The organism is Pseudomonas sp. ok266 (assembly GCF_900110195.1).
Lineage (GTDB): Bacteria > Pseudomonadota > Gammaproteobacteria > Pseudomonadales > Pseudomonadaceae > Aquipseudomonas > Aquipseudomonas neuropathica.
This window is the reverse complement of the sequence record NZ_FOCU01000001.1, coordinates 327,721-346,265: the sequence shown is the minus strand read 5'-3', so window position 1 is coordinate 346,265 and position 18,545 is coordinate 327,721. Positions and strand designations below refer to the sequence as shown.

At 60.3% G+C, this 18,545-nt stretch carries 16 protein-coding genes; 6 read left to right on the top strand and 10 right to left on the bottom strand.

The annotated features are described in order from the left end of the window. Nucleotides 1–15: 15 nt before the first annotated feature. On the bottom strand, nucleotides 16–1,689 hold the full coding sequence (locus BMY54_RS01610; RefSeq protein WP_093429679.1) for a putative bifunctional diguanylate cyclase/phosphodiesterase: 1,674 nt from the start codon (nucleotides 1,687–1,689) through the stop codon (nucleotides 16–18). 262 nt (nucleotides 1,690–1,951) lie between these two features. On the opposite strand from BMY54_RS01610, the gene rep reads away from it, so the two are divergent. Together rep and BMY54_RS01600 are read left to right on the top strand one after the other, a co-directional pair. After that, nucleotides 1,952–3,961: a DNA helicase Rep gene (gene rep / locus BMY54_RS01605; RefSeq protein ID WP_038359196.1), complete on the top strand. Its 2,010-nt coding sequence runs from the start codon at nucleotides 1,952–1,954 to the stop codon at nucleotides 3,959–3,961. A 59-nt stretch (nucleotides 3,962–4,020) separates the two neighbouring features. Then, complete coding sequence (locus BMY54_RS01600) at nucleotides 4,021–4,593, top strand: xanthine phosphoribosyltransferase (protein WP_007920398.1); 573 nt, start codon at nucleotides 4,021–4,023, stop codon at nucleotides 4,591–4,593. Between the two features lie 136 nt (nucleotides 4,594–4,729). Here the strand turns inward: BMY54_RS01600 and BMY54_RS01595 are convergent, their stop codons facing one another. The 6 genes from BMY54_RS01595 to dadA all read right to left on the bottom strand — a co-directional run bounded on the left by BMY54_RS01595 (nucleotide 4,730) and on the right by dadA (nucleotide 11,063). Continuing rightward, nucleotides 4,730–6,652: an acetyl-CoA hydrolase/transferase C-terminal domain-containing protein gene (locus BMY54_RS01595; protein WP_093429678.1), complete on the bottom strand. Its 1,923-nt coding sequence runs from the start codon at nucleotides 6,650–6,652 to the stop codon at nucleotides 4,730–4,732. 378 nt (nucleotides 6,653–7,030) lie between these two features. Then, nucleotides 7,031–7,447 (bottom strand): c-type cytochrome, encoded by a 417-nt coding sequence (locus BMY54_RS01590; RefSeq protein WP_093429677.1) that lies wholly within the window; start codon nucleotides 7,445–7,447, stop codon nucleotides 7,031–7,033. 181 nt (nucleotides 7,448–7,628) lie between these two features. After that, nucleotides 7,629–8,177: a cupin domain-containing protein gene (locus BMY54_RS01585; protein WP_007920393.1), complete on the bottom strand. Its 549-nt coding sequence runs from the start codon at nucleotides 8,175–8,177 to the stop codon at nucleotides 7,629–7,631. Nucleotides 8,178–8,265: 88 nt separating this feature from the next. Further along, the gene (gene alr / locus BMY54_RS01580) at nucleotides 8,266–9,339 is read right to left on the bottom strand and encodes an alanine racemase (protein ID WP_093429676.1); all 1,074 of its coding nucleotides are present in this window, start codon (nucleotides 9,337–9,339) and stop codon (nucleotides 8,266–8,268) included. A gap of 94 nt (nucleotides 9,340–9,433) precedes the next feature. After that, nucleotides 9,434–9,787, bottom strand: coding sequence for a RidA family protein (locus tag BMY54_RS01575; RefSeq protein WP_093429675.1), 354 nt, complete (start codon nucleotides 9,785–9,787; stop codon nucleotides 9,434–9,436). Continuing rightward, nucleotides 9,759–11,063: a D-amino acid dehydrogenase gene (gene dadA, locus BMY54_RS01570; protein WP_093429674.1), complete on the bottom strand. Its 1,305-nt coding sequence runs from the start codon at nucleotides 11,061–11,063 to the stop codon at nucleotides 9,759–9,761. Before dadA ends, BMY54_RS01575 begins: the two co-directional genes overlap by 29 nt. Before the next feature lie 156 nt (nucleotides 11,064–11,219). Between dadA and BMY54_RS01565 the strand changes: the two genes are divergently transcribed. Further along, entirely contained in the window at nucleotides 11,220–11,708 is a 489-nt protein-coding gene (locus tag BMY54_RS01565; RefSeq protein ID WP_003177284.1) for an Lrp/AsnC ligand binding domain-containing protein, read from the top strand. A 110-nt stretch (nucleotides 11,709–11,818) separates the two neighbouring features. Here BMY54_RS01565 and BMY54_RS01560 read toward each other — a convergent pair whose 3' ends face one another. Beyond that, nucleotides 11,819–12,172 carry a YkgJ family cysteine cluster protein gene (locus BMY54_RS01560; protein WP_064389779.1) on the bottom strand — a complete coding sequence of 118 codons (354 nt, stop codon included), beginning with the start codon at nucleotides 12,170–12,172 and terminating at the stop codon, nucleotides 11,819–11,821. A 147-nt stretch (nucleotides 12,173–12,319) separates the two neighbouring features. Between BMY54_RS01560 and BMY54_RS01555 the strand changes: the two genes are divergently transcribed. After that, nucleotides 12,320–13,630, top strand: a complete 1,311-nt coding sequence (locus tag BMY54_RS01555; RefSeq protein ID WP_093429673.1) for an NAD(P)/FAD-dependent oxidoreductase — start codon at nucleotides 12,320–12,322, stop codon at nucleotides 13,628–13,630. 117 nt (nucleotides 13,631–13,747) lie between these two features. Here the strand turns inward: BMY54_RS01555 and BMY54_RS01550 are convergent, their stop codons facing one another. After that, nucleotides 13,748–13,993, bottom strand: coding sequence for a DUF1127 domain-containing protein (locus BMY54_RS01550; protein ID WP_093429672.1), 246 nt, complete (start codon nucleotides 13,991–13,993; stop codon nucleotides 13,748–13,750). Nucleotides 13,994–14,171: 178 nt separating this feature from the next. Between BMY54_RS01550 and BMY54_RS01545 the strand changes: the two genes are divergently transcribed. Together BMY54_RS01545 and BMY54_RS01540 are read left to right on the top strand one after the other, a co-directional pair. Beyond that, nucleotides 14,172–15,593: an aminotransferase-like domain-containing protein gene (locus BMY54_RS01545; RefSeq protein ID WP_093429671.1), complete on the top strand. Its 1,422-nt coding sequence runs from the start codon at nucleotides 14,172–14,174 to the stop codon at nucleotides 15,591–15,593. Nucleotides 15,594–15,653: 60 nt separating this feature from the next. Next, nucleotides 15,654–17,222, top strand: coding sequence for a phospholipase D family protein (locus tag BMY54_RS01540; RefSeq protein WP_093429670.1), 1,569 nt, complete (start codon nucleotides 15,654–15,656; stop codon nucleotides 17,220–17,222). Nucleotides 17,223–17,308: 86 nt separating this feature from the next. On the opposite strand, the gene BMY54_RS01535 is transcribed toward BMY54_RS01540, so the two are convergent. Next, nucleotides 17,309–18,451, bottom strand: coding sequence for an MFS transporter (locus tag BMY54_RS01535; RefSeq protein ID WP_093429669.1), 1,143 nt, complete (start codon nucleotides 18,449–18,451; stop codon nucleotides 17,309–17,311). Nucleotides 18,452–18,545: the final 94 nt, after the last annotated feature.

The window sequence follows — 18,545 nt, the reverse complement described above, 5'->3', positions numbered from 1 at the left end:
CACAGGGTTATGCGTTCAGCTCACGATTTCGAGGGCTGACTGTTGGCTTGAGCCGAAGGTTAGATATTCAACCAACTCCGCCAACGGCAACGGCCGGCTGATCAGATAACCCTGCACCTGATCGCAACCAAACCCGCGCAACAGTTCTAGCTGTTCAGGGGTTTCCACCCCCTCCGCCACCACTTCCAGATGCAGGTTGTGCGCGAGATTGATCATCGCGTGCACCAGTTTGCGGTTCTCTTCGCGCTGCTCCATGCCGCCGACAAAGCTTTTGTCGATCTTCAACAAGGTGATCGGCAGGCTGTTGAGGTGCACGAACGACGAGAACCCGGTGCCAAAGTCATCCAGCGAGAAGCGCACACCGAGACGGCCGAGAGCGTCCATGGTCTGCTTGACCAGATCGCTACGGCGCATCACGGCGGTTTCAGTCAGTTCGAATTCCAGCCACTGGGCCTCAACGCCACGCTCGGCAATCAACCGGCTCAGCGTCGGCAACAACTGACTGTCTTGAAACTGGCGGAACGACAGGTTGATCGCCATGTGCAGCGCCGGCAGTCCGCGCTCGCGCAACGCCTGCATGTCACGCAAGGCCCGGGAAATCACCCAGTAACCCAGCGGCACAATCAAACCGCTCTGCTCGGCCAAAGGGACAAATTCACTCGGCGGCAGCAAACCGCGCTCGCCATGACGCCAGCGCACCAACGCTTCTAGGCCGACAATCTGGCCATCCTCAAGATTCAGGCGTGGCTGGTAATGCAACTCCAGCTCATCGCGACGCAACGCTCGGCGCAACTCGCTTTCGAGGTCGGCCATGCTCCGCGCATTGCGGTTGATGCGTTCGTTGAAGATATGGAAGGTGCAGCCCTGGGTGCTCTTGGCCTGCTGCATGGCGATGTGGGCGTGCCACATCAGCGGATCAGCGCCGCCCTGCGCACGGGCGTGGGCGATGCCGAGACTGGAGCCGATCAGCAGGCTTTCGCCATCGACCCAATACGGTTCGGCGAGCGCTTCGGTGATGCGTTCGGCCATCCACTCGGCGCGCTGCGGTGCACGGCGGGTGTCGATCAGCAGTGCAAATTCGTCGCTGCCCAGTCGCGCCAGTTGATCACCGGCTTCGAGCTGACTTTTCAGCCGTGCGACCACTTGCAGGATCAAGCGATCGCCCGCCTGATGGCCAAGCGCATCGTTGGCGTGGCGGAAGTTGTCGAGATCGAGATGCCCGAGGGCCAGGCCGCGACCGTCGTTTTCCGCGAGGCGCGCAGCAAGCAAGGTCTGGAAACCCTGACGGTTGGCGATGCCGGTCAGCGGATCCTGCTCGGCGAGGCGTTGCAGGGTGTTTTCGAGAACGCCGCGTTCGCGCACATGGCGCAGGCAGCGGCGCAGCATGCCGGCGTCGAGGGCGTCGAACACCAGCCAGTCACTGACGCCAACCGGCGCGGTGTCCGGTTCATGCTCCAGCAGCAAGACCGTCGGCAGGCTGCACCGGCCCGGTGCCGGTTGCAATGCCGGAAGGGTCAACAACACCGCATGGCGGTTGTCTTCGAACAAACTGCTGACCGAATCCCAGCTCGGCGCGCTGATCAGCACCGCCGCGCTCCCCATTGGAGCCAGACACTCACGCAATAACGCTGTCCACGCTGGCTCTTCGGCCAGTAGCAGCAAACGCAAGGGTTCGACAGGCGTAGACAAGCTAGCTCCCTAGACTCTGCAATGATGTGGGCGGGGCATTATGCCGTTGCGCCGTTCAATGACCAAATGACAACGGTTATCAAAACGTTATTTTGTGTCACGAATGAGAACATTAGCCGCAAAATCACCGCGCATCCTCCGCGAAAGTAACAAAACCGGCAAATTTGAATCGCGTGGTACGTCACAAGTCGGAGAGAGCAGCACAAATCGCTGAGCCTGTTAAAATGCCGGCCCATTTCGTCAATGACTCCCGAATTTTCGTATGTCCCGACTCAATCCCCGGCAGCAAGAAGCCGTGAACTACGTCGGCGGCCCTCTATTGGTGCTCGCCGGTGCTGGCTCCGGCAAAACCAGCGTGATCACGCGCAAAATCGCGCACCTGATCCAGAACTGCGGCATCCGTGCCCAGTACATCGTCGCCATGACCTTTACCAACAAGGCCGCGCGCGAGATGAAAGAGCGGGTCGGCACTCTGCTGCGGGCCGGCGAAGGTCGCGGCCTGACCGTCTGCACGTTCCACAACCTCGGTCTGAACATCATCCGCAAGGAACACGTGCGGCTGGGCTACAAACCCGGTTTCTCGATCTTCGACGAGACCGACGTCAAAGCCCTGATGACCGACATCATGCAGAAGGAGTACGCGGGCGACGACGGCGTCGACGAGATCAAGAACATGATCGGCGCCTGGAAAAACGACCTGATCCTGCCGCCTCAGGCGCTGGAGAACGCGCGCAATCCCAAGGAACAGACCGCCGCCATCGTCTACACCCACTACCAGCGCACGCTGAAAGCGTTCAACGCGGTGGACTTCGACGACCTGATCCTGCTGCCGGTAAAACTCTTCGAAGAACATGCCGACATCCTCGAAAAGTGGCAGAACAAGGTCCGTTACCTGTTGGTCGACGAATACCAGGACACCAACGCCAGCCAATACCTGCTGGTAAAAATGCTCATCGGCAAGCGCAACCAGTTCACCGTGGTCGGCGACGACGACCAGTCGATCTACGCCTGGCGCGGTGCGCGGCCGGAAAACCTGATGCTGCTCAAGGACGACTATCCGTCCCTGAAAGTGGTGATGCTCGAGCAGAACTACCGCTCCACCAGCCGCATCCTGCGCTGCGCCAACGTGCTGATCTCGAACAACCCGCACGAATTCGAAAAGCAGCTGTGGAGCGAGATGGGCCACGGCGACGAGATCCGCGTGATCCGCTGCCGCAATGAGGACGCCGAAGCCGAGCGCGTGGCCATGGAAATTCTCAGCCTGCACTTGCGCACCGACCGTCCGTACAGCGATTTCGCCATCCTTTATCGCGGCAACTACCAGGCCAAGCTGATCGAACTGAAGCTACAGCACCACCAGGTGCCGTATCGCCTGAGCGGCGGCAACAGCTTCTTCGGCCGCCAGGAAGTGAAGGACCTGATGGCTTACTTCCGCCTGATCGTCAACCCGGATGACGACAACGCCTTCCTGCGGGTGATCAACGTACCGCGCCGCGAAATCGGCTCGACCACCCTGGAAAAACTCGGCAACTACGCCACCGAACGCAAGATCTCGATGTACGCCGCCACCGACGAAATCGGTCTGGGCGAGCATCTGGACAGCCGCTTCACCGATCGCCTGTCGCGCTTCAAACGCTTCATGGACAAGGTCCGTGAGCAATGCGCCGGTGAGGATCCGATCTCGGCGCTGCGCAGCATGGTCATGGACATCGACTATGAGAACTGGCTGCGCACCAACAGCTCCAGCGACAAGGCGGCCGATTACCGGATGAGCAACGTCTGGTTCCTGATCGAGGCGTTGAAAAACACCCTTGAAAAGGACGAAGAAGGCGAAATGACCGTCGAGGACGCCATCGGCAAACTCGTCCTGCGCGACATGCTCGAACGTCAGCAGGAAGAGGAAGACGGCGCCGAAGGCGTGCAGATGATGACTTTGCACGCGTCCAAGGGTCTGGAGTTCCCTTACGTGTTCATCATGGGCATGGAAGAGGAAATCCTCCCGCACCGCTCCAGCATCGAAGCCGACACCATCGAAGAGGAACGCCGCCTGGCCTACGTGGGCATCACCCGCGCGCGTCAGACCCTGGCCTTCACCTTCGCCGCCAAGCGCAAGCAGTACGGCGAGATCATCGACTGCGCGCCCAGCCGCTTCCTCGATGAGCTGCCGCCGGACGATCTGGCGTGGGAAGGCAACGACGACACACCGACCGAAGTCAAAGCCGTGCGCGGCAACAACGCATTGGCCGATATACGCGCGATGTTAAAGCGCTAGAATTGACCACTTTTTTTACTAGACCTTCGGCGCACAAAGCGCCAAAAGAGGACAGCTTCATGGAAGCATTGCACCAGAAAATCCGCGAACAAGGCATTGTGCTTTCCGACCAGGTCCTGAAGGTCGACGCCTTCCTGAACCACCAGATCGACCCGGCCCTGATGAAGCTGATCGGCGACGAATTCGCCTCGCTGTTCAAGGATTCGGGCATCACCAAGATCGTCACCATCGAAGCCTCGGGCATCGCCCCGGCGATCATGACCGGTCTGAACCTCGGCGTGCCGGTGATCTTCGCCCGCAAGCAACAGTCCCTGACCCTGACGGAAAACCTGCTGTCGGCGACCGTTTACTCGTTCACCAAGAAGACCGAAAGCACCGTGGCCATCTCCCCGCGCCACCTGACCAGCAGCGACCGCGTGCTGATCATCGACGACTTCCTGGCCAACGGTAAGGCGTCGCAAGCGCTGATCTCGATCATCAAGCAAGCCGGCGCGACCGTTGCCGGTCTGGGCATCGTCATCGAGAAGTCGTTCCAGGGCGGCCGCGCCGAGCTGGATTCGCAGGGCTACCGCGTTGAATCGCTGGCTCGGGTGAAATCGCTGAAGGATGGCGTTGTTACCTTCATCGAATAACCGCTGAAAGCCGCAAGCTCACCGCAATACCTGTGGGAGCGAGCTTGCTCGCGAAGGCGTCAGATCAGTCCCCTCTTCAGTGACTGACTAACCGCTTTCGCGAGCAAGCTCGCTCCCACAGGTTTTTTGTCGCTTGTTACTGCGCGGTGGCTTTGAGGCCGGTGAGGAGCAGGCGCTGAAAGAGGTCTTCTTTCAGGCCTTCCGGGTTTGTCAGCTGCATGCGTTGAAGATGCTCGGGATACAGCGAAGCCTCCGGCGCATCGAGGGCCGCCTTGCCGAGTTCGAGGATTTCGGTGAGTTTGAATTTGCTCTTCAGCCAGTTCAGCGCCCGCAGCAAATCCCGTTCGATCGCAGTGAAATCACAGCCCAGCGGATACTCCGGAAACAGGTTCGGATGCCGTGCGGCGATCGCCTGCAGACGCTGCGGTGTGTTATCGGCAAAGCGTGGGTCGAGGCGGAAATCCTTTGGCAGCTTGCCGACCTTTTGCGCTTGCTCGATCAAGCCCTGCTGGAAGCGTGAGTCGCTGATGTTCAGCAGCGACTCGATCACCACTGCGTCGGATTTACCGCGCAGATCGGCGATGCCGTATTCGGTCACGACGAGATCGCGCAGATGCCGTGGAATCGTGCAGTGACCGTACTCCCAAACGATGTTGGAGCTGACATCACCACCGGACTCACGCCAGCTGCGCAGGATCAGAATCGAACGGGCATCGTGCAGCGCGTGCCCCTGCGCCACAAAGTTGTACTGCCCGCCGACACCGCTGAGCACCCGCCCGTCTTCCAGCTGATCCGCCACACCGGCACCGAGCAAAGTCATGGTGAACACGGTGTTGATGAATCGCGCGTCAAGACGCTGCAAGCGCTTGAGCTCTTCCTGCCCATACAACTCGTTGATGTAACTGATGCGGGTCATGTTGAATTCGAGGCGTTTGCTCTGCGGTAACTCACGCAGGCGCTCGTAGAAACTGCGCGGGCCAAGGAAGAAACCGCCGTGCACCGAGATGCCGTCAGTCTGCGCCGCCTCGTCGAGGGTGCCGGCGTTGGCCTGTTCCTGCGTTGGCACATCGGGGTAGACCTTGCGGCGGATGATCCCGGCATCCGCCAGCACCAGCAGGCCGTTGACGAACATTTCGCTGCAACCGTACAGGCCTTTGGCGAACGGCCCCGTGCCGCCCTCGCGTTCGATCAATTGCGCCCACTGGCTGAGGTTGATGTCATTGAGTAACGCTGTGTATCCGGCGTTATCTGCCTGACGGGCGAGCAGAGCGGCAGTCAGCGCATCGCCCATCGAGCCGATGCCGATCTGCAATGTACCGCCGTCGCGCACCAGCGTGCTGGCGTGCAAGCCAATGAAATGATCCTGAAAGCCCACCGGCATGTTCGGCGTGGAAAACAGCGTGCTGCTGTCTTTCGCGTCGATCAGCAGGTCGAAGGTGTCGATATCGACTTCGGCATCACCGGGCATGTACGGCAGATCGGTGTGCACCTGACCGACCAGCAAAATGGTCTCCCCGGCGTGGCGGCGCTTGGCGATCATCGGCAACAGGTCGAGGGTGATGTCCGGGTTGCAACTCAGGCTCAGACGGTCGGGGTGTTCGCTGCTGCTGGCCAGTAATTGCGCCACCAGATTGAGCCCGGCGGCGTTGATGTCGCGCGCGGCGTGGCTGTAGTTGCTGCTGACGTAATCCTGTTGAGCCGGCGCGCTATTGAGCAGGCTGCCGGGCTGCATGAAAAACTGCTCGATACGGATGTTGGCGGGCAGGCTGTCGCGGTGCAGGTCGGCGAGGAAATCGAACTCCGGGTAGTCACCGAAGACGCGTTCGACGAAGGGTTCGATAAAGCGTTTTTGCAAACCATCGCCCAGGTTCGGCCGGCCGAGGCACAGCGCGGTGTAGATCGTCAGTTGCCGCTCGGGCAGGCCTTTGATCCGTCGGTACAGCGCGTTGACGAAGTGATTTGGCTTGCCCAACCCCAGCGGCATGCCCATGTGGATATGCGCCGGCAACCGCGCCAGCACGTCGTCCACCGCCTGTTCGATCGAACACAACTGCACCATCTGAAGCCTCCTGCCCGTTCCGTGAATAGGGGTAGACCGAGCTTGCCTTGAGTTTGCTGCAAAGGACAGCCAAAAAGTTCTGGACGATTGTCGGCCACAGGAGTTTTTTATGGCTGGAGATCGCTTGCCCTCACCCTAGCCCTCTCCCAGAGGTAGAGGGGACAGATTGGGGGATATTGGGGAGGTATGCCGACGTGAAAGTGATGTGCTGAATCCATAATCGCTAAGGTCTCTCAGGTCGATGGATAGCGAAAGACACCTCGGTCGGCCCCCTCTCCCTCAGGGAGAGGGCTGGGCGGGCGGCGTTCCGATGAGGGCTACTGAATCGCAGGCACAAAAAAACCGTCCGAAGACGGTTTTTTTCGCCAGAGACGCGGCTTACTTCAGGCCAGACATCTTCTGGATCGCGCCCTTCAACTCATCATCCGAGCAATCGGCGCAGGTGCCTTTCGGCGGCATCGAATTGATACCGGTGATGGCTTTGGCGAGGATGCCATCAAGACCACCCTGATGATCAGCACGCTCTTTCCACGCTGCGGTGTCACCGATCTTCGGCGCGCCCAACAACCCGGTACCGTGGCAAGCATTGCAATGCTTGGCAATCACCTCATCCGGGGTTTTCGCCCCGCCACCGCCGCCTGCCGAAGCGGCAACTTCCATCCCCTTGCACTCCTTGCCTTGAACACACACCTGACCGACCGGATCGAGGCGTTTGGCAATGTCGTCATTCGTCGCAGCTTGAGCGCTGACAGCCCAGAGGGCCAGTACGGTTGCTGGTGCAGCCAGCATTTTCATAATTAGGTTCACGCGTTCACCCTCAATGGTGGCTATTCACGCCTGCGGCCACGGTTCGCAGGCAGGCGGAAGTATAGCGGGTAGCCCGCCACACTGAAACAACCCCATAGTCGAAGGGGTTATACCGCACGGTAGAAAAACTCTACGGATGCCTTTGCCATCATGGCTTGGCACCTCTTTGTTAAAAATTCGCCGGCGTGGCTGCGCTGATTAGTCGCGCAGGCGCGTCGAACGGATTACGAAAACGGTGCGGCTTGGTACTTTCAAAGTAGTAGCTGTCGCCGGCTTCGAGAATAAAAGTTTCCAGACCCACCACCAGTTCCAGACGACCTTCCACCAGAATCCCGGTTTCTTCGCCTTCATGGGTGAGCATTTCTTCGCCGGTATCGGCGCCCGGCGGGTAGATTTCATTGAGGAAGGCGATGGCGCGGCTGGGGTGCGCGCGGCCGACCAGTTTCATGGTCACGGCGCCGTCGGAAATGTCGATCAGCTCGTTGGCCTTGTAAACGATCTGGGTCGGGACTTCCTGCAGGATTTCTTCGGAAAAGAACTCGACCATCGACATGGGAATCCCGCCCAGTACCTTCCTCAGCGAACTGATCGAAGGGCTGACGCTGTTCTTTTCGATCATCGAAATGGTGCTGTTGGTGACGCCCGCGCGTTTGGCGAGTTCACGCTGGGAAAGCCCTTTGAGCTTGCGGATCGATTGCAGTCGTTCACCGACGTCCAAGGCGGGAGCCTCCTGATGTTGTAAGAATATTGAGCGTTATCATGGCGACAGCGTTCAGTATTTACAACACTTGGCCCCCGTAGCGGCGTCAACCCTCGGAATAGAGCCTTGGCACCCGACGCAGATTGCAGAAGATCTGGTACGGAATGGTGTCGGCCCACTGCGCCACTTCGCTGGCGAGGATGTTTTTACCCCACAGCTCAACGCTCGAACCGAGGCCAGCTTCAGGCACATCGGTGAGGTCGATGCAGAGCATGTCCATCGACACGCGACCGAGAATCCGGCTGCGTTTACCCGCCACCAGTACCGGCGTACCGGTCGGCGCCTGACGCGGGTAGCCATCGGCATAACCCATCGCCACCACGCCGACGCGCATCGGCTTGTCGGTGATGAATTTGGCACCGTAGCCGATCGGCTCACCGGCGGGCAGTTCACGGACGCAGATGACTTTCGACTCCAGGGTCATCACCGGTTGCAGGCGATCAGCCACGGCGTTGGCCTCCTCGAACGGGGTCGCGCCGTAGAGCATGATGCCCGGACGTACCCAGTCGCTGTGAATCTGCGGCCAACCGAGTACGGCCGGCGAGTTACGCAGGCTGACTTCTGCCGCCAGGCCCTGACGCGCCGCTTCAAACACCGCGACTTGCTCGGTGCTGCTCTGCGCGTGCAGTTCATCGGCACGGGCGAAGTGGCTCATCAAGACGATTTTCGCCACTTTGCCGCTGGCCAGCAGACGCTGATAGGCCGCCGGATAGTCCTTCGGATGCAGACCAACGCGGTGCATGCCCGAATCGAGCTTCAGCCACACGGTGATCGGCTTGCTCAGTGTCGCCTGCTCGATCGCTTCGAGCTGCCACAGCGAATGCACCACGGTCCAGAAATCATGCTCGACAATCAGCGCCAGCTCATCGGCTTCGAAGATGCCTTCCAGCAACAACACCGGGGCCTTGATGCCGGCCGCGCGCAACTCCAGCGCTTCTTCGATGCAGGCGACGGCAAAACCGTCGGCCTCGGTTTCCAGTGCCTGGGCGCAACGCACCGCGCCATGGCCGTAGGCGTCCGCCTTGATCACCGCAAGCGCCTTGGCGCCAGTGACTTCGCGGGCAATTCGGTAGTTGTGGCGCAGGGCTTCTAGGTCGATCAGGGCACGGGCAGGACGCATGGCGGCAGACTTCTAGGCGGTCATGGGAAGAAAAACCGGCGCCGACTGACGACGTGAACCGCCAACAGCGCCGGGAGAGGGATCTTTACAACGGTTACGGCAGCGCGGCGACGATGGAAATTTCCACCAGAATGCTCGGTTTGGCCATTTTCGCTTCGACGGTGGCACGGGCCGGGGCGGCGCCTTTGGGCAGCCACTGGTCCCACACCGAGTTCATCCCGGCAAAGTGTGCTTCGATGTCGTTCAGGTAGATGGTCGCCGACAGCAGATGCTGTTTGTCGGTGCCGGCCAGATCGAGCAAGCGCTCGATATTAGCCAGTACCTCGCGGGTCTGCTGCTCAATCCCGGCGTCGAAGTCGTCGCCGACCTGCCCGGCCAGATACACGGTGCCGTTGTGGCTGACGATCTGACTCATGCGCTCATTGGTGAGCTGGCGCTGGATTGACATGTTTTGCGGACTCCTGAATTTTGTTGCCGTAACGGGAAATATCGAGGCCTTCGGCGCTGATCTGTGGCTTTTTCTTCGCCATCAGGTCGGCCAGCAAACGACCGGAACCGCACGCCATGGTCCAACCGAGCGTGCCGTGACCGGTGTTGAGGAACAGGTTCTTGAACGGCGTGGCGCCAACGATCGGGGTGCCGTCCGGGGTGGTCGGACGCAGACCGGTCCAGAAGCTCGCCTCGGCCAGATTACCGCCCTGAGGATAAAGGTCGTTGACGATCATCTCCAGGGTTTCACGGCGACGCGGGTTCAGCGACAGGTCAAAACCGGCGATCTCGGCCATGCCGCCAACACGGATACGGTTGTCGAAACGGGTGATCGCGACCTTGTAGGTCTCGTCGAGAATAGTCGAAGTCGGGGCCATTGCCGGGTTGGTGATCGGCACGGTCAGCGAGTAACCCTTGAGCGGATACACCGGCGCCTTGATGCCCAGCGGTTTGAGCAGTTGCGGCGAGTAGCTGCCGAGCGCCAGTACGTAGCGGTCAGCGGTTTCCAGCTTGCCGTCGATCCACACACCGTTGATGCGATCACCGGCGTAGTCGAGTTTCTGGATGTCCTGACCGAAACGGAATTCGACACCCAGCTTCACCGCCATTTCGGCGAGACGTGTGGTGAACATCTGGCAGTCGCCAGTCTGGTCGTTCGGCAAGCGCAGGGCACCGGCGAGAATGTCGGTGACGCCCGCCAGGGCTGGTTCGACGCGGGCAATGCCGGCGCGGTCGAGGACTTCAAACGGCACGCCGGATTCTTTCAGCACAGCGATGTCTTTGGCGGCGCCATCAAGCTGTGCCTGAGTGCGGAACAATTGAGTCGTGCCGAGGCTGCGGCCTTCGTAGGCAATACCGGTTTCGGCGCGCAATTCATCGAGGCAGTCGCGGCTGTACTCGGACAGACGCACCATGCGCTCCTTGTTCACCGCGTAACGGCTGGCGGTGCAGTTGCGCAGCATCTGCGCCATCCACAGGTACTGGTCGATGTCTGCGGTGGCTTTTATCGCGAGAGGGGCGTGGCGCTGCAACAGCCACTTGATCGCCTTCAGCGGCACGCCCGGCGCGGCCCACGGCGAGGCGTAGCCCGGCGATACCTGGCCGGCGTTGGCGAAACTGGTCTCCATGGCCGCGGCTGGCTGCCGATCGACCACCACCACTTCAAACCCGGCACGGGCCAGATAGTAAGCACTGGCGGTACCGATGACGCCGCTACCCAAGACCATTACGCGCATTTTTGTATCCCTCATCGCGGCAGGGCCGCGTACGTCTGTTGTTAGAGCAATGATGGGCGCAGTGTAAAAAAGAAATGCCAGTGCTTTTCACTATATAAGCGCCTATATTTGGCGACAATTCTCGGCAAAAACCCTTTTCACGGAGGCGCATCCCCTATGCGTACCAACACTCAGACCAAACGTGAGCTGGACAAGATCGACCGCAACATCTTGCGGATCCTGCAGGCGGACGGGCGGATTTCCTTTACCGAACTTGGGGAAAAGGTCGGCCTCTCCACCACGCCCTGCACCGAACGGGTACGGCGCCTGGAGCGTGAAGGGATCATCATGGGCTACAACGCCCGGCTGAATCCGCAGCATTTGAAGGGTAGCTTGCTGGTGTTCGTCGAGATCAGCCTCGACTACAAATCCGGCGACACTTTCGAGGAGTTCCGACGCGCGGTGCTGAAGTTGCCGCACGTGCTGGAGTGTCATCTGGTGTCGGGGGATTTCGACTATCTGGTGAAGGCGCGGATTTCCGAGATGGCGTCTTACCGCAAGCTGCTCGGCGACATTCTGCTGAAGCTGCCGCATGTGCGCGAGTCGAAGAGTTATATCGTGATGGAAGAGGTGAAGGAGAGCTTGAGCTTACCTATTCCGGATTGAAGATCGCTGGCGCTCCATTCGCGAGCAGGCTCGCTCCCACAGGGAAATGCATTCCAAATGTGCGAGCGAGCCTGCTCGCGATGGCGTCGAATCGGTTCCGAGTGAACGCGTTAAACCAACACCTGCCGATTCGCCGCCATGTACTCGAATATCTGCTTCTCCACCCGCGGATGAATCAACTCCACCGGGCGCCGCTCATTCGGACAAGGCAAGGTCTTGGTCGTGCCGAACAAACGGCAAATCAACGGCCGCTCTTCATACACCGTGCAGCCGTTCGGCCCCAGGTGCACACAGTTCAGCTCTTCCATCGCCGCATCTTGCTCGGCGCGGGTCTTGCGTGGCAGGCGGGCCATTTCTTCCGGCGAAGTGGTCACCGGGCCGCAGCAATCGTGACAGCCGGGCACGCACTCGAACGAGGGAATCTGCTGGCGCAAGGTGCGGATTTTCTGGCTGTTGCAGCTCATTGCAGCGATGACCGAGGAGGAATAGGCGGCAATTGTGCCGCAAAAGCCGAGATCCAGACACCGCAGGCCGACCAATGTTGCCCACGTTCGGGCGTGCGGCTTATGCTCCGTCAAATTTTCTCGACACTTAGCCGTTGGATGACGCCTATGACTGCCCGCGCTTTCACCTCCGCGAGCCAACCCCACGTTGCCTCTTACTACGCCGCCAGCAGCCTGCCGCAGCCCGATCACCCGGTGTTGCAAGGTGACGTACTGGCCGACGTCTGTGTGGTCGGCGGCGGCTTTTCCGGGTTGAACACGGCGCTGGAACTGGCCGAACGCGGCCTCAGCGTGGTGTTGCTGGAAGCGCACAAGATCGGTTGGGGCGCCAGCGGTCGCAACGGCGGGCAGCTGATTCGCGGGGTCGGTCATGGTCTCGATCAGTTCACCAACGTCATCGGTACCGACGGCGTGCGCGAGATGAAACTGATGGGCCTGGAAGCAGTGGAAATCGTTCGCCAGCGCGTCGAGCGTTTTCAGATTGCCTGCGACCTGACCTGGGGCTATTGCGACCTCGCCAACAAACCGTCCGACCTCGAAGGCTTTGCCGAAGACGCCGAAGAACTGCGTGGCCTTGGCTATCGCTACGAAACCCGCTTGCTGCAAGCCCACGACATGCACACGGTGGTCGGTTCCAAACGCTATGTCGGCGGCTTGATCGACATGGGCTCCGGGCATCTGCATCCGCTGAACCTGGCCTTGGGCGAAGCAGCAGCAGCGCAGCAACTGGGCGTGAAGCTGTTCGAGCATTCGGCAGTAACCCGTATCGACTACGGCCCTGAAGTGAAGGTGCATACAGCCCAAGGCTCAGTGCGCGCGAAGACGTTGGTGCTTGGCTGCAATGCCTATCTCAACGATCTGAACCCGCAACTCAGCGGCAAAGTCCTGCCCGCCGGCAGCTACATCATCGCCACCGAGCCGTTAAGCGAAGCGCAGGCCCACGACCTGCTGCCGCAGAACATGGCGGTCTGCGACCAGCGTGTGGCGCTGGATTACTACCGGCTCTCGGCGGATCGCCGTCTACTGTTCGGCGGTGCCTGCCATTACTCGGGACGCGACCCGAAAGACATCGCGGCGTATATGCAGCCGAAGATGCTTGAGGTATTCCCGCAACTGGCGGGTGTGAAGATCGATTATCAGTGGGGCGGTATGATCGGCATCGGCGCGAACCGGTTGCCGCAGATTGGCCGGCTCAATGATCAACCAAATGTGTATTACGCACAGGCGTACTCCGGGCACGGGGTGAATGCCACGCACCTGGCGGGCAAGTTGCTCGCCGAAGCAATCAGCGGGCAGCACAGCGGTGGCTTTGATCTGTTCGCCAAGGTGCCGCACATCACCTTCCCGGGCGGCAAACATTTGCGTTCGCCGCTGTTGGCGTTGGGGATGTTGTGGCATCGGATGAAAGAGTTGGTCTGATGGTTTTGCAGCGATCCTGAGGCCGCTTTCGCGAGCAGGCTCACTCCTACAGTTGAAATGCGTTCCCCTGTAGGAGTGAGCCTGCTCGCGATGAGGCCCAAAACGACCATACAGATCTCAGATCCGCCAGAAAGGCTTCAACCCCTCCTCCCGCGCTTGCTCACGCGTCAGCCCGATGTCCTTGAGCTGATCCGCCGTCAGTGCCAGCAACGCCTTGCGCGTGTGCAGACGATGCCACAACAGACTCCAGCGACTCAGGCCGGACGGCGCATTGCGCATGATCTCATTGCGCGCACTGTCCTTCTGCCCTGCCGCCAGTTCCTGACCGTGTAACGTCAACCGCACATCGCTCAAGCCGTTCATTTTCAATGCTCCTGTTTACTTGGGTAGCCAGAGATTCCATGATGCGCGGGCGAGCAAAACCATTACAGATTCAAAGACACTGTATTAACTACATACAGATTTGCCGCTTTGTCGACTGAATTGTCGATTTTTGCGAGATCTGTACTGGTTTATCGAATCACCGCACCGAGGCAGCGCCATGACCCTTTATGTAAACCTCGCCGAATTGCTCGGCACGCGCATCGAAAACGGCTTCTATCGCCCAGGTGACCGGCTGCCATCGGTGCGCGCCTTGAGCGTCGAACACGGGGTCAGTCTGAGCACGGTGCAACAGGCCTATCGCGTGCTCGAAGACAGCGGCCTGGCCACGCCGAAACCCAAGTCCGGCTACTTTGTGCCGGTCGGCCGCGAACTGCCGGAGCTGCCCGCCGTCGGCCGTCCGGCCCAGCGCCCGGTGGAGATTTCGCAGTGGGATCAAGTGCTGGAGTTGATTCGCGCGGTGCCGCGCAAGGATGTCGTGCAACTGGGTCGTGGCATGCCGGACATCAGCTCGCCGACGATGAAGCCTTTGCTGCGTGGGCTGGCGCGGATCAGCCGCCGTCAGGACATGCCCGGTCTGTATTACGACAACATCCACGGCACTCTCGAACTGCGCGAACAGATCGCTCGACTGATGCTCGACTCCGGCTGCCAGTTGAGCGCGAGCGATCTGGTGATCACCACCGGTTGCCACGAAGCGCTGTCTACCAGCATCCACGCGATCTGCGAACCGGGCGACATTGTCGCGGTGGACTCGCCAAGCTTTCATGGCGCCATGCAGACCCTCAAAGGCCTGGGCATGAAAGCCCTGGAAATTCCCACCGACCCGCTCACCGGGATCAGCCTCGAAGCGCTGGAACTGGCACTGGAACAATGGCCGATCAAGGTCATCCAGCTCACGCCCAACTGCAATAACCCGCTCGGCTACATCATGCCGGAGTCGCGCAAACGCGCCCTGCTCAACCTCGCGCAGCGCTTCGACGTAGCGATCATCGAGGACGACGTGTATGGCGAACTGTCCTACACCTACCCGCGCCCTCGCACGATCAAATCCTTCGACGAAGACGGCCGTGTGCTGTTGTGCAGTTCGTTTTCCAAGACCCTGGCGCCGGGACTGCGCATTGGCTGGGTCGCGCCGGGTCGATACCTTGAACGGGTGTTGCACATGAAATACATCAGCACCGGCTCGACCGCGCCGCAGCCGCAGATCGCTATTGCCGAATTTCTCAAGGCTGGTCATTTCGAACCGCATTTGCGGCGCATGCGCACGCAATACCAACGCAGCCGCGACCTGATGATCGATTGGGTGACCCGCTATTTCCCGGCAGGTACCCGCGCCAGCCGGCCGCAAGGCAGCTTCATGTTGTGGGTCGAATTGCCGGAAGGTTTCGACACCTTGAAACTGAATCGTGAGTTGCACGACCAAGGCGTACAGATTGCCGTCGGCAGTATCTTTTCCGCCTCAGGCAAGTACCGCAATTGCCTGCGGATGAACTACGCTGCCAAACCGACAGCGCAGATCGAAGAGGCGGTGCGCAAGGTCGGCGCGACCGCTGTCAGATTGCTGGCGGAAGCCGACTGACCTTTTTCCAGAGAACCGCGTCCATATGCCGACCCTTGCCGCCAACCGGAATGATCCTACGTGAGCTTCAGACAGCCCCTACTCGCTTTGCTGTTACTCGCCTCGTTCCTGAGCGGCTGTGCCAGTCTCGATGTCCCGCGCGAGCCAAGTCAGGCGTTACCGGCAGCTGATTCCAGCTTCGGCCGTTCGATTCAGGCGCAAGCGGCGCCCTATCAGGGCCGCTCGGGTTTTCGCCTGCTGTCCAACAGCAGCGAGGCGTTCACCGCCCGCGCCGAGCTGATTCGCAACGCCCAGACCAGTCTCGATCTGCAGTACTACATCGTCCATGACGGCATCAGCACGCGAATGCTGGTGGAGGAACTGCTCAAGGCTGCCGATCGCGGCGTGCGCGTGCGCATTCTGCTCGACGACACCACCAGCGACGGTCTGGACCAGATCATCGCCACGCTGGCGGCGCATCCGCAGATCCAGATCCGCCTGTTCAACCCGCTGCATCTGGGCCGCAGCACCGGCGTCACCCGCGCGGCGGGCCGCTTGTTCAACCTGTCGCTGCAACACCGGCGCATGCACAACAAGCTGTGGCTGGCGGACAACAGTGTGGCCATCGTCGGCGGGCGCAATCTCGGTGACGAATATTTCGACGCCGAGCCAAACCTGAATTTCACCGACATCGACATGCTCAGTGTCGGGCCGGTGGCCGAGCAGCTCGGGCACAGTTTCGACCAGTACTGGAACAGCGCCCTGAGCAAACCGATCGACGAATTTCTCTCCAGCCGACCGACCGCCAAGGACCTGCAGAACACCCGCACACGTCTGGAAGAATCGCTGGAGGAAACCCGCAAACAGAATCACGCGCTGTACCAGCAGTTGATGACATTCAAGACTGCGCCGCGCATGGATATCTGGCGCAAAGAGCTGATCTGGGCATGGAATCAGGCGCTGTGGGACGCGCCGAGCAAGGTGCTGGCCAAGGCTGAACCGGATCCGCAATTGCTGCTGACCACGCAGTTGGGCCCGGAGTTGAAAAACGTCAGCAAAGAACTGGTGATGATCTCGGCCTATTTCGTTCCGGGCCAGCCGGGACTGGTCTACCTGACCGGTCGTGCCGATGCCGGCGTCTCGGTAAGCCTTCTGACCAACTCGCTGGAAGCCACCGATGTGCCAGCGGTGCACGGCGGCTATGCGCCGTATCGCAAAGCGTTGCTGGAGCATGGCGTGAAACTGTATGAACTGCGCCGTCAGCCTGGGGATAACTACGGCAGTGGCCCGCATGTGTTTTACAGCAAATCGTTTCGCGGCTCTGATTCAAGCTTGCACAGCAAAGCGATGATCTTTGATCGGCAGAAGTCGTTTATCGGCTCGTTCAACTTCGACCCGCGCTCGGTGTTGTGGAACACCGAGGTCGGGGTCTTGGTCGACAGTCCGGAGTTGGCCGAGCATGTGCGTGAGCTGGCCTTGCAGGGGATGGCGCCGGCGCTGAGTTACCAAGCGAAATTGCAGGATGGCCAGATCATTTGGGTGACCGAAGACAACGGCCAGCTGCACACGCTGACCAAGGAACCGGGGAGCTGGTGGCGGCGCTTCAACGCATGGTTCAGCACCACTGTCGGCCTTGAGCGGATGCTTTAAAAAGCAAAGATCGCAGCCTGCGGCAGCTCCTACAGTTGAAATGCATTCCCCCTGCAAGAGCTGCCGCAGGCTGCGATCTTTTGACCTTAAGCCGTTTGCACCGTACCGAATGCACCTTGCCGCATCAGCAGAATCACCAGTCCAAACGCCCCAACCGCCATCAGCAGCGGCAACGCATGTCCGCTGATCCACTGACTGCCCGCCCCCGCCATCAGAGGCCCGATCAGACAGCCAACCCCCCACAGCTGCGCAATATGTGCATTGGCCCGCACCAGTGCATCGTCACGATAACGTTCGCCAATCAGGATCAGTGACAGGGTAAACAGCCCGCCGGCGCTGGCACCGAACAGCACCCACAGCGGCCAGATCAACAGCGTGTCGATCAACATTGGAATCGCCAGGCTCGACAGCATCAGGATCACTGCGCACCCAGTGAACAGGGTGCGCCGCGACAGATAATCGGCCAGCGCACCAATCGGCAGTTGCAGCAGCGCATCACCCACCACCACCGTGCTGACCATCGCCAGCGCGATCTCGGCAGTGAAGCCCTGTTGCAGGCAATACACCGGCAGTAACGTCAGGATCATCGCCTCGAATGCGGCGAACAACGACACCGCCCAGGCAATCGCCGGCAACTCACGGGCGAAGCCCCACAATTCCTTGAACGTTACGCTGCTGGCTCCACTGCTCGGCGCACCGCTGCGGCCCAGCAAAAGCAATGGCGACAGCAACAGCAAAGCGACACCGACCCAGAAACCGTAATCATGCTCGGTACCCAGCGCGCCCAACAGCAACGGACCCGACAGTTGGCTCAACGCATAGCTGCTGCCATACAGCGCCACCAGTCGCCCGCGCCAGTTCTCGACCACCAGTTGATTGATCCAGCTCTCGCCGAGGATGAACACGATGGTCAGGATCACCCCGATCATCAGCCGTAGCACCAGCCAGATCGGGTAGCTCGGCAGCAACGCCAACAGACCGATCGACAGCGCCCCGGCCCACAGGCACAGGCGCATCAGGTTAGCCGTGCCGAAACGTGCCGCCAGATGACTGGAAATCTTCGCGCCCAGCAGCACACCAATCGCCGGCATCGCCGCCATCACGCCGATGGCAAAGGAGCCGTAGCCCCAACCTTCGAGGCGCAACGACACCAACGGCATGCTGACCCCCAGGGCCAGGCCGACACTCAAGACAGACGCCAACACGGCGAAATACGTCGCCCACCGCATGTTCCACGCTCCTGTGGATTATTTTTATGTGCACCACAAAACCAATGTGGGAGCGAGCTTGCTCGCGAATACGGTTTCACATTCAGCAGATCTG